The sequence below is a fragment of the Olivibacter jilunii genome (assembly GCF_900607235.1).
Taxonomy (GTDB): Bacteria; Bacteroidota; Bacteroidia; order Sphingobacteriales; family Sphingobacteriaceae; genus Olivibacter; species Olivibacter oleidegradans.
This window is the reverse complement of sequence record NZ_LR027862.1, coordinates 91,367-103,627: the sequence shown is the minus strand read 5'-3', so window position 1 is coordinate 103,627 and position 12,261 is coordinate 91,367. Positions and strand designations below refer to the sequence as shown.

General features: G+C 44.0%; 9 protein-coding genes. 3 read left to right on the top strand and 6 right to left on the bottom strand.

All coding sequences use genetic code 11. From position 1 onward, the window contains the following. The 3 genes from E0E36_RS27300 to E0E36_RS27290 all read left to right on the top strand — a co-directional run. Positions 1-1,105: alpha-L-rhamnosidase-related protein (locus tag E0E36_RS27300; RefSeq protein ID WP_278045581.1), on the top strand; the 1,105-nt coding region annotated here is incomplete at its 5' end. A gap of 28 nt (positions 1,106-1,133) precedes the next feature. Continuing rightward, positions 1,134-3,860 (top strand): glycoside hydrolase family 78 protein, encoded by a 2,727-nt coding sequence (locus E0E36_RS27295; RefSeq protein WP_130858560.1) that lies wholly within the window; start codon positions 1,134-1,136, stop codon positions 3,858-3,860. 38 nt (positions 3,861-3,898) lie between these two features. Next, complete coding sequence (locus E0E36_RS27290; protein ID WP_013663750.1) at positions 3,899-4,930, top strand: GntR family transcriptional regulator; 1,032 nt, start codon at positions 3,899-3,901, stop codon at positions 4,928-4,930. Between the two features lie 617 nt (positions 4,931-5,547). On the opposite strand, the gene E0E36_RS27285 is transcribed toward E0E36_RS27290, so the two are convergent. The 6 genes from E0E36_RS27285 to E0E36_RS27260 are packed head-to-tail and all read right to left on the bottom strand — an operon-like array spanning position 5,548 to position 12,202. Next, on the bottom strand, positions 5,548-6,438 hold the full coding sequence (locus E0E36_RS27285; RefSeq protein WP_013663749.1) for a glycerophosphodiester phosphodiesterase family protein: 891 nt from the start codon (positions 6,436-6,438) through the stop codon (positions 5,548-5,550). Positions 6,439-6,452: 14 nt separating this feature from the next. Continuing rightward, positions 6,453-7,052: a histidine phosphatase family protein gene (locus E0E36_RS27280; RefSeq protein ID WP_013663748.1), complete on the bottom strand. Its 600-nt coding sequence runs from the start codon at positions 7,050-7,052 to the stop codon at positions 6,453-6,455. Beyond that, a complete protein-coding gene (locus E0E36_RS27275) occupies positions 7,046-8,485 on the bottom strand; it encodes an FGGY-family carbohydrate kinase (protein ID WP_013663747.1) in 1,440 nt (479 codons plus the stop codon). Before E0E36_RS27275 ends, E0E36_RS27280 begins: the two co-directional genes overlap by 7 nt. Further along, positions 8,482-9,933 carry an FGGY-family carbohydrate kinase gene (locus tag E0E36_RS27270; protein ID WP_013663746.1) on the bottom strand — a complete coding sequence of 484 codons (1,452 nt, stop codon included), beginning with the start codon at positions 9,931-9,933 and terminating at the stop codon, positions 8,482-8,484. The genes E0E36_RS27275 and E0E36_RS27270 overlap by 4 nt, the downstream gene beginning before the upstream one ends. An 18-nt stretch (positions 9,934-9,951) precedes the next feature. Then, positions 9,952-10,938 carry a 2-hydroxyacid dehydrogenase gene (locus E0E36_RS27265; RefSeq protein WP_130858558.1) on the bottom strand — a complete coding sequence of 329 codons (987 nt, stop codon included), beginning with the start codon at positions 10,936-10,938 and terminating at the stop codon, positions 9,952-9,954. Beyond that, a complete protein-coding gene (locus tag E0E36_RS27260; protein ID WP_242627410.1) occupies positions 10,907-12,202 on the bottom strand; it encodes an MFS transporter in 1,296 nt (431 codons plus the stop codon). Before E0E36_RS27260 ends, E0E36_RS27265 begins: the two co-directional genes overlap by 32 nt. Positions 12,203-12,261 lie beyond the last annotated feature (59 nt).

Below are 12,261 nucleotides of genomic sequence, written 5' to 3'. Positions count from 1 at the left end.
CCTTAACAATGGTATCCTGCCACATACTGCTCCGACCTATATGGGGGGTGGTGGGCCTGCATGGGGCGGGATTGTGGTGACCTTACCTTGGGCAATGTATCAACAGCAGGGCGACAAGCGGATACTGGAAAAGAATTTTGAATTGATAAAAAATTGGCTGGCTTTTCTGGATTCAAATACGAAAGAGGGCCTCTTGCAGCGATTTGGCGGGCATTGGGATTTTCTGGGCGACTGGCTCTGGCCAGGAGCTACTGCTGAAGGAATGAATAATGATAAGCCCGAAACGCTCTGTCTTAATAATTGCTACCGGGTGTACAATTTAAGGACAGCCGCAAAAATTGCAGATGCACTTGGCAAAGAGAAGGAAGCTAACCAATGGGAGGAACAGGCGAATGTCTATAGTAAAGTTATTCACGATCGTTTTTTTAACAAGACGGACAACAGCTATGCCGATAGCTCCATGGCGAATCTGGCCGCAGCACTCTTAGCGGATATTATGCCTAAAGATTTGCGTCCTCAGGTGATGGAAAGACTGGAACAAGAAATTCTGCTTAACAGGAACGGTCATATTCATGTGGGTATCACCGGTGGTGCGCTGTTGTTTAAATTGCTCCGTGAAAATAACAGAAACGATTTGATTTATAGCATGACTTCCCAAACGGATTATCCGAGCTGGGGCTACATGAAAGCGAATGGCGCAAGCACCATTTGGGAGATGTGGGAGAAAGATCTACCCGGGCATTCGCTCTTACATAGCTCGTACCTTTATCCGGGAGCGTGGTATATAGATGGTATTGCTGGCATCAAACTGGATCCAAAGCGGCCTGGATATCAACATTTTGTTGTGAGTCCTCCCAGCGCCTTACCCGCGCTGCGATGGGCGGAAGCTTCATTCAACTCTCCTGCGGGCCTTATTGAAGTGAAATGGAAAAGGGAGGAGCGCTTAGCCCTGCAGGTTATTGTGCCACCCAATTGTAGTGCAACATTGCGATTGAAGCATGAAGATGATATTGATGTGGAACCCTACGGAAATTATATCAAAAAAATCGGTCAGCAGGGCGGTGAAGTGATTTATGAACTGCAGGCCGGTACGTATTCTTTTTAGCGGATTGATCACCTTTTAATAATAAATTATGATACGGAAAGTAAATGAACATGTTTGGTGGAAATGTACTTGTTTGATCTTGTTATTTTGTGCTATCGCTATGGGAGAAAGTCAGGCACAAAAGCTTAGTTTATATGGCTTAACTTGTGAATATCAAAAAAATCCCGTTGGCATTGATATCGCAGTTCCACGGTTAAGCTGGAAGATAAAGGCGACGGAAAAAGGGGTGATGCAAACGGCTTACGAGCTGAAAGTAGCCACTGATGTTGGTGGATTGAAAAAGGGAAATACGTGGCATTCGGGAAAAGTCGCAAGTGATGCTTCGGTACTTATACCCTTTGGCGGAGCTACGCTGGAAAGTAAAACGCGTTACTTTTGGCAAGTCCGTGTTTGGGATAACAAAGGAAACGTTTCGCCATGGAGTGAGGTAAGTTTTTGGGAAATGGGCTTGCTCAATCCTACCGATTGGAACGCGAAATGGATTCAGCTTGATCAGGCAACCGCGCCTATTTCCAATCCCAGTCCTCAATTTAGGAAAGTGTTTGACCTGAATCAAGGGATAAAAAAAGCAAGACTCTATATCACATCGCATGGCTTATACGAGGCTTATCTGAACGGTGAAAAGGTAGGGGATGCCTATTTTACCCCTGGATGGACCAGCTATCATAAGCGTTTGCAGTATCAGGTCTACGATGTTTCCAAGCAGCTCAAAAATGGACAGAATGTTATAGGCGTTCTACTGGGCAATGGCTGGTTCAAAGGAAATTTGATGGGTGGAAACAATTTTTACGGAGGCGACCTGGCTCTTTTGGCTCAGCTGGAAATCGAGCTTGAAAATGGGGAAAAGATGAATGTTTCCAGCGATGGTACGTGGAGCTGCTCAACGGATGGCCCGATCCGAATGACTGACATTTACAACGGCGAAACTTATGATGCCCGTATGGAGCAGGTTAATTGGACAACTGTTGCTTTTAAGGATGATACATGGAAGCCCGTTAAAGTGAACGATTCACTTGCATACCAACGGCTAGTCGCATCGCCCGCTCCACCCGTGACGGCACAGGAGAGTATTCAACCCCTTAAGATTATCACAACACCAAAAGGCGAAAAGGTGATTGACTTTGGACAAAACCTGGTGGGATGGATTCAGTTTGACGCCAAGGGAAAATCAGGTGATTCCCTGGTTTTCTATCATGCTGAAGTATTAGATAAAGAAGGTAATTTTTATACGGAGAATCTGCGTTCGGCTAAGCAGCGATTGACTTACATTTTCAAGGGGAGCGGCTCGGAAACGTATCACCCTCGTTTTTCTTTTCAGGGCTTTCGGTATGTGAAGATTGAAGGTGCTAACGAAAAAATCAATTTAAATAATATAAAAGCAGTTGTTCTACATTCAGATATGCGTCAAACAGGGGACTTTGCAACCTCGGATAGCTTGATCAATCAACTGCAGCACAATATCCGCTGGGGGCAAAAAGGAAATTTTTTGGATGTCCCTACGGATTGTCCACAGCGCGATGAACGATTAGGTTGGACGGGCGATGCACAGGCCTTTTTCAATACGGCAGCTTATAACATGGATGTCGCTGGTTTTTTTATGAAATGGTTGCAGGATGTAAAGGCCGACCAGTTCGCCAGCGGTGCGATACCACACGTCGTACCCTATTACTGGAAAACGAAAGAGGGTGGCTCGGCTGGCTGGTCGGATGTGGCTACGATTATTCCGTGGAATTTTTATCGTCTGTACGGCGACAAGCGGATACTGGAGCAGCAATACACCTCAATGGCAAAATGGGTGCAGTTTATGGTAGATAATAGCACGAATGACCTTTGGAATAAAGGGTTTCATTTTGGTGATTGGCTTTTCTATATTCCTAATGATGATCGGGATGGACGGGCTGCTATTACCGACAAGTATCTTATTGCCCAGTGTTTTTTCGGACATTCCGTACAATTGATGATCAATGCAGCCGAGGTATTAGGAAAAAGGGAGGATGTTGCCCGTTATCAGCAATTGCTGCAGCAAGTGAAGACAGCCTTTATGAAGGAGTATGTAACACCGTCAGGTCGCTTGGTTTCAAGCTCACAGACAGCCTATGTATTAGCCCTGCAATTCGATATGTTGCCGGAGAATCTACGTGCACAGGCAGCAAAACGCTTAGCCGATAATATCAAAAGCTATGATAACCACCTTACCACCGGCTTCTTGGGGACACCCTACCTTTGCCACGTCTTGAGTCGATATGGCTATGAGGATCTCGCTTATACCTTATTAATGCAGCGTACCTATCCATCCTGGCTTTATCCGGTGTTGAAAGGTGCTACCACTATTTGGGAGCGCTGGGATGGTATCAAGGCGGATGGTTCCTTTCAAAATAAAGACATGAACTCGTTTAATCATTATGCATATGGAGCTATAGGCGATTGGATGTATCAACAGGTTGCCGGTATTCAGGCGCCAAGTGAGACACCGGGCTATAAAGCGTTTGTGATTGCTCCGCGACCTGGAGGTGGATTGTCTTTCGCCAACGCTTCGCTTGAGACGATCTATGGAAAAATCGTCTCGAACTGGAAAATTACCGGCACGAAGATGCAAATGACGGTAGAAGTTCCGCCGAATACCACCGCAAAAGTATTTTTTCCCAATGCGGTGGAAAACTCGGTGAAGGATGAAAAGGGAATTGTAGTGGATAATTCCGCTGTGGAAATAGGTTCCGGTAAGTATAGTTTTACATTTGATGTGGTACGCAATTAATCAAAAATCTGTATCTTTCGACTTTGTAACCTATATCCATGAAGTGTGATCCGTTTTTTGAGTATATAAAGATTGATGAGTTTTCGGCAACACCAAAGTATTTACAGCTAACGAATGCCATATTGAATGCCATTAAAAATGGTAAAATCGATAAGGATACGATGCTGCCCTCTATTAACGAGTTAAGTTTTGTTTTAGAGGTCTCAAGAGATACTGCTGAAAAGGGTTATCGGTATCTCAAGAAATTAGGGGTGATCGATTCCGTGCCCGGTAAAGGGTATTATGTGAGCCGTACCGACTTCAGGCAAAAGAGAAGCATCATGTTACTTTTCAATAAATTGAGCGCACACAAGAAGATTGTGTATGATGCCTTTATAAAAACGCTCGGAACGGATGCTGCGGTCGATTTTTATATTTACAATAACGATTTTAATCTTTTTAAAAAGCTCTTACAGAACCAAAAGCAGGATTATACGCACTATGTGATCATCCCTCATTTTGTGGAGGAACGTGAAAAAGCCGCCGAAGTAATCAATCAATTGCCAAAAGAGAAATTGCTGTTACTGGATAAAAAGGTACCCGGAGTAGAAGGCGATTATGCTGCCGTATATGAAAACTTTGAAGAAGACATTTACCATGCCTTGGAAGAGGCTAAAGGGGAATTGGCTAAATACCATACCTTAAAATTGATTTTTCCGGATAAAAGTTACTTTCCACGAGAGATTATAAAGGGATTTTATCGCTTTTGTCAGCAATATGCTTTTGACCACCTGCTTGTGAGCGATATTGCGAAAGAGCCGATCAGTGCAGGCGAAGTTTATATCAATCTAATGGAAGACGATTTAGTGATTTTGTTGGATCGTATTATTTCCATGAAATTGGAAATCGGAAGCCAGGTTGGTGTCATTTCTTACAACGAAACCCGCGTTAAACGATTTATACTGAACGGCATAACCACCATCTCAACTGATTTCGAAAAAATGGGCACAACTGCTGCCAACCTCATATTGGAAAACTCCAAACAACATGTCGAAGTGCCCTTCTATTTGTTTAAGAGAGCGTCTATTTAGTTATTGGTTATTAGTTGTTAGTTATTAGTTGTTAGTTATTGGTTAATAGTTGTGCGTTGCGAGTTGCCAGTTGTGAGCAGAGACGCTCATAAGGGCTAGGTTAGTTGTTGGTTATTGGTTACTAGTTGTTGGTTATTCGTTATCGGTTAATAGTTATTCGTACTAACTACTTAACTACTCGACTATTTAACTACTTAACTAGATTAGTTATTCGTTATCGGTTAATAGTTATTCGTACTAACTACTTAACTACTCGACTATTTAACGACTTAACTAGATTAGTTATTCGTTATCGGTTAATAGTTATTCGTACTAACTACTTAACTACTCGACTATTTAACTACTTAACTAGATTAGTTATTCGTTATCGGTTAATAGTTATTCGTACTGACTATTTAACGACTTAACTAGATTAGTTATTCGTTATCGGTTAATAGTTATTCGTACTAACTACTTAACTACTCGACTATTTAACTACTTAACTAGATTAGTTATTCGTTATCGGTTAATAGTTATTCGTACTAACTACTTAACCACTAGACTATTTAACGACTTAACTAGTTATCACATCGGCTAATTGTCACATTAGCTAATTCCCTACTCAACTATTTAACGACTTAACGTCTCAACGACCCGATCGCTTCGCCTACTTCAATCGGTAAATCGGATTCCAGCACATCGGCGCCGTCTTCAATAATGGCTCGGTAGGCTTTTGCGCGTTCTTCTTTCGTTTTTAACTTGTCATAAGTGGGCGCTGCCGAAATCATACAGCGTATGCCTTTTGCATGCAGTAACTTGTACATCACTTGATTATCGGGTTTTATATCGGGTCCGATATAAGCGATCATTTGACTGGCTGGTATTCCCACATCCTCATAAGGCTTTAACGCATCGGGGGTTTTTACAAAAGCAGAGAACATTTGATTTTTATTCTGTTCGTAATAAAATTTCGCTTGCTCGGCATTGTGTACTGTTACCATCACAAAGGCTTCTGCTTGGTGCTTTTTGATTAAGGCGGCGGTCATTTCCATCGGTACATCCTTTTTGTCGAGGTTTAGAACCGTTTTACCCCTTGCCCACTCGATTGCTTCAGAAAGGGTAGGGATATGGTAAGGTGTGACGTTTCCGTTAACATCTTTTAACTTGAACTGTTTAAGTTCTTCATAGGTGTAGTCGCTAACCTTTCCTGTGCCGGTAGTCGTGCGTTCAAGCGTCGCATCGTGCATCAATACGATGATGCTGTCTTTCGTAAGCCGTGGATCGATTTCATAAAATGCTTGTGTATATTTTAGCGTATTTTCGAATGCTTCGATCGAGTTCTCGGGAAAGCCTTTTTCCGTACCGCCCCGATGGCCTGAAATAATGGGTTTATTGCCGGGCCTATATTGGAAAAAGCGGTGTAGCTCTTTTGCCGTTTTAACGGAAATAACATGTAACTTTTCTTGAGCGGTAGCGGGGCGACTTAAGCTGCTGACAATAAAAAGGCTTAATAGAAATAATTTATTCATAAGGTAATTAAATTTTAACGTGTATTCAATTGATGAAGGCTTAATATCCCCTGATTGTCCAGTTCAAAAAGAGTGATGGCAGAATTTTCCTGAACAATCCGACGATAATTTCGCAAAGGCATTCCCAATTTGTAGGCAAGATATAACCTGTTGACGGTGTTATGAGCCACCACCATAATGCTGCGATCGCGATGCGTCTGCAACATTTCCAAGAAAAAAGCATCTACGCGTTCCACAATTTCGCTACCGGTATTACCGGTACCACCGGCTCGGGCAGTTTCGGGTGCTTTTTCCCACGCATTCCAAAGTTCAGGATCTTCCCGCACAAATTCCTCCCTGGTTTTTCCTTCCCAATTACCAAAGTCAAGTTCTTTTAAACGCTCCTCCTTCTGTATTTGTATCTTGCCCTCAATGGCTAGAGCGGCTGTTGTAAAAGCCCGTTGCAAGGGCGAAGCATAGACGGCTTCGATGGGTGTATCCTTCAGAAAGAATGCCACTCGTTTTGCCTGTTCTACCCCCCTTTCCGTCAGGCCTATATCTGTTAGGCCACAGTAGCGGTTCCCGTCTGCATTATAGGCTGTTTCGCCATGTCGTAAAAGATATACCGTTAACATGTCGCAATATATTGTTTGTCGATTAACAGATGAATAAATTGATGATAATTTTCTTCGTATATGGAAATAAGCTCTTTTTCCGGCAATACCTCTTCAGTTATCTGTGTCATGTGGTTGACGGCTTCTGTCATAGAGCCATATATGGTTTTGGACGCAGCAGCTATTGCCGCCCCCAATACACCGGTTGCTTCCCGGGATTTATAAATGGGCTTCTTGAGTACACTGCTTCGGATACGCAACCAGGGAGCGCTATTGCTGGCCCCCCCGGCGGTGAAGATAGCGCTTACCGGCTCGGATGACAGACCTTCGATTTGTTCATAAGCATAGCGTTCGATATAAGCCACGCCTTCCATATTGGCCGTATAACGTTCTTCATTCGATATGCTTGGAGGAGCAAAACCCATTGCATGCGGTGAAGTAAAAGGGAATCGTTCGCCTTTTTGTTTTAATGGCCAGGCAAGATGTGAGGTGGGCAAGAGTCGAGCGGCATGCGCGTTTAATATCGGCAGCTCTTTTTTATCAAAATCCAAACTAACCCAATCGGCACCGGTGTTGCTCGCGCCGCCCGGCATCCAATATCCTTCGGGATGCCGATGGCAATAAATGCTACCGCTGGGATCAATGATTTTGTTACGGGTTACGCCCTTAATCACCATGGTAGTCCCAATAGTCGTATTCCAATCGCCTGGTTTGACGGCGCCGGAGGCTAACTGTGAAGCGCAACCATCGGTAAGACCTACTACGACCTTTGTTTTGTCCAATCGTAGTGCCCCTGCTAAGTCCGTGGCCAATTCGCCAATTACCGTTCCTGATGGAACCACCTCCTGTAGCCAGGTGGTTGTAATAAGTCGATCGAGGTAATCCGGCCAGCAATAACGGTCTACATCAAAACCTGTTTTCAATGCATTGGTGTAATCCGTTATATCGAACCGGCCACAGAGTTTGCCGGTAATGAAGTCGGCAGCATGGATCCATTTGTGTATCCGTTCCGTCTTTTCCGGATAATTTTTGTCGAACCACCTGATTTTGGAAAGTCCACACGATGCATTAAAACCGGTAAATCCGTCCGGATTGTACTGTTTTGCCAGCGCTTTGCAGTATTGACCCTCTTCGGCCGAACGGGTATCACTATACATAAGTGCGTCATGTAGAGGAATGCCGTTTTTGTCTATCGGAATAACGGTTCCGGATGTAGAGGTTGTCGCAATGGCTTTGATCGCCCGGGGCGCAATATCATTCGCTGTTTGCTTTCTGATTTCCAACAACGCTTCAAGCGTATGTTTCCACCACATATCCGGCGACTGCTCTTCTCTTGACCGGGCGGTAAGTTTAAAAGGAGTAGATACTGTCTGTATAACCGTTCCGTTTGCCTGAACAAGTGCTACCCGAACCCCCTGCGTGCCAACATCGATTCCAATGATATATTCCTTCATTTTACCTGCTTAAATGTTTTACGGACTTTAGACCATTCTTCATAAAGGGCTAAGTAGCGATCGCGCTCGCGGGGAACGCTTGTGTCCAGCACATGGGTTTCATAGGACACGGTTTGTAAAGCTTCGGTACAGATCAGCGCTGCTCCGATGATGGATGATTGTCTATAAGTATCGCGGATGATGATCTTTTTATTAAATAAGTTGGCCAGAAACTGCCGCAACGTTTTACTCTGTACCCCACCGCCGCATGCTAATACATAATCCTTCGAGTGCCCGCTAACCTGATCAAGCGTTTTGTAATTTTCGTAAATGCTGCAGGCGATATCCCACAATATGGCCCAGACAAAGTCGCCCCTCGTGAGCTGGTGGGAAACGGGTGCATTGAAAATAAAACCTCCTTTGGTTAGGGGCGATTTTTCGTCTGCGATCAGCGACCCTAAAGACGCGATACACTGGGGCTGTGATACCTTGTTCAGTTCTTCCTCAATAACCTCGTAATCTTCATTTGGATAAAAAATTTCTTTAAGGCGCTGGTAATTTAGGCCGGTGACACCCGCATTCGCTTCCAGTACAAAATAGTTGTCATCGATGTGCCGACTTGTCCAAGTACGTTCCGAGGCATCGACCAGGTAGTTGTCAACGATCTTAACAACCGGCGTGGTGGTGCCTGATACGATAACCACATCATCCGTATTGGGTGACACGCTTTTTATGGCCATTTGGGTGTCCGATCCACCGACAATGACCCGAGCCTTAGGATTAATGTTGAGTTCCAACGCTAGTTGGGAGCGGACAGGGCCTAGCACTGTTCCGGCTACATTTAGCGGTGGCAATAGTGCTGGAGATATTCCGAAAAGGTCGCCGTAGGCTGCTTCCCATTTCCCGCGCTCTACATCGTATAACAATGTCTCTGAAGCTTGCGAATGCTCATAAGCAAGGATGCCCGAAAATTTAAAGTTAACCCAATCGCTGATACTGGTAAAAGCTGTTATTTTTTTGCCTGCTCCCGTTTTTCTTTCCCTGAAGCCTACCAGCTTCAGAGCGGAAAACAGAGCGGTTGGGTATCGCCCTACGACCTTATACATGGCCGATTTGTCCTTTATCATGTCTTCCCATTCGCGTCCGCGATTATCGTGGTTAGACATGCCTATCAATTCACTTTCGTCCGGGCCAAAGACTACGATCCCTTCTCGTTGACTCGTTGCGGTAATAGCGATAATGTCGAGATTTTCTGTTTCCTGAAGCACTTGCTGGCTCATTCGAATGATCTGTCCCCATAAGCATGCCGGGTCGAACGAAATGGCGTCCGGATAGTCGGCATCTTTTTCATAATGAACGTTCTCCCGCCTAAGGGCTACGATTTTTCCGTCGGTCAGAACAGTTGCAACGCGTGCATTGCCCGTACCTATGTCTACCACTAAATAAGCTAATTGCTTTTCCTGATTCATAATTTACAGCTTAAGGCGCTAAATTTCTTTGTTGACAAGTTGTTTAATACGTTTGTTGCCATTTTTGAAGAATTCCTTTAAGCAATTATTCATAATGTCAGCATGGTGATCTTCAACTTCAAATGTTGCGCCTGCAATGTGTGGAGTTGCCAGCACGCGTTCGTGATGAATCAGCTTATAATCCATTTCGTCGGGCGGTTCATGGTCAAAGACATCCAATATAGCTCCGCCGATTTTTCCTTCCGTTAGCGCTTGCAATAAGTCCACGCGATTTACGACCACTGCACGGGCGGTATTTACAAAAATAGCATCAGCCTTCATCTTGCTAATTAAATCTTTATTAATCATACCTTTCGTTTGCTCCGTAACAGGTAGATGTATTCCTACAATATCAGCGGTGCTGAAGACCTCCTCTAAAGATACTTTTTTGAAATTTACATTTTCGGAAGTATAGTAGGGATCATAATATACGATGTCGGTCGGAAAATGCTGCAGTAAATTGGCAATGGTTTGTCCAACGGCACCAAAGCCAACCATTCCAACTTTTTTTCCGGCAAGCTCATGTCCCTTGAATTGAAGATAAGAAGCATGAGCACCGGCCTCCCATTTTTTCGCCTCAAGCCATTTAATACCGGCCAGTGTGTTACGCATAAAGGTAATCAAGTTGGCTATAAACATTTCGGCGACGGCCTGTGCATTTCTTGCCGGTGTATTAAACACCGGTATGCCTAATTCAGTTGCTTTATTTATTGCGACATTGGAGGGGGTTCCCCGGCAAACACCGATAAATTTTAAATGAGGAAAGGTGGCGATGACCTTCTCGGTAACCTGGTCATGTTCCGTGATGAGCGCATCCGGTTGTTCCTCAGTAAGTAACGCTATCAGTTCTTCTTCTGTGTAAGCACTTCCTTTGATTTTCCACTCGCGGTATATAATTTCTCCGAACAATTCCTTTAGTTCGCCTTGAGCTTTCTCATTGTAAGGGGCCGTTATTAATATTTTCATTTACGTAAAGTTTTCTTGTTTCTATTTGTGTTTTGTTTTTGGGTAGCGTTATAAATAGCGTTAGCAAGGCGCTTATAAAATATAATATGGCCAGAATCCAGATGATGCCGGCATTGCCGATTGTGCTGATGAATAAACCCACTAAGGCAGGGCCGACAAATACAGGAAGTCCCGCACCGAGGTTTAGAATTGCCATAGCAGCGCCCTTGTCCTTTTCTACGAGTGAAGGAACGAGCGCAGAAAGTGGAACATAACCAGCTAATAAAGCTCCCCATAGCACACCGGCCAACATAACTGCCCAATAACTTCCATGGGTCCATGCAGGGATATAAAAGATAAGGAGTGTGGTAAGGCCACAGCCAATGCCTCCGAACCAGATGATCGTGTTGCGCCATCCGAGACGGTCGCCCACAAAACCAAAAATTAAATTAAAGGCAATGTTTGCGGTAAAAATAGTTCCCCATATCTGTAACCATTCTTTGGTGCTGATATTAAATTGCGCCATATAGATAGGTAAGAAGACAGGAAATGCAAATTGCGCCGTTGTATTGATAATCCGTACAATCCCTCCTAAAAGCACCTTCGGTTCCGCTTTAATAATGGTAAACCCTTTCAACAGCTCTTCCTTCTTACTGGTCGTTTGCCCCTGCGGTTGATGGGTATTAAAAGATTCTTTGTTAAACACGAGCGCAAAAAGAGCACCCAAAGCTACCCAGAAAATTGAACTCCAAAGGGTGTTCTGATATCCTAATTTTTCGATCGCCCAGCTGGAGTAATATGCTCCAAGCACGTTTAGGCCGCCGGTGAATACAAACCAAAACCATCCAACGGCTCTTCCAAGCATTGCTTTTGGTGTTTTGTAAGTAATCCAAACTAAAAATGAATAGGCAAACAAGGGATAGCCAAATCCACGGATGGCGTAGGTTATTAGCATGATGGGGTAATTCAAATTCGCCATGCCAAAGCCCACAAAACCAACGGTGCCGATAATGTATAATAATAGCCCGGCTAACATCGACTTTCGTGGGCCGAATGTTTCTGCTAATACCCCCGATAACCAAGACGATATGGCTATCGTAACGCCATACACGGTAAATAAAGCAGCGGATTGTTCAATATGCATATTGTGTGAAAGCAGGTAAGGGCTCAGCCAGCCCTGTTCAACTCCGTCACCCATCATAAAGATCAATATGCCCAAGTATCCCCAAGTCAGTGTTTTTGGAAGTCCGACTTTTGTTAGTAGGGAGGAATTTTCGTACATCATAGTTCCTGTTTATATTGGTATTAGTTAGCATCAAATAAACAAAAAGAAATAAAAAATAA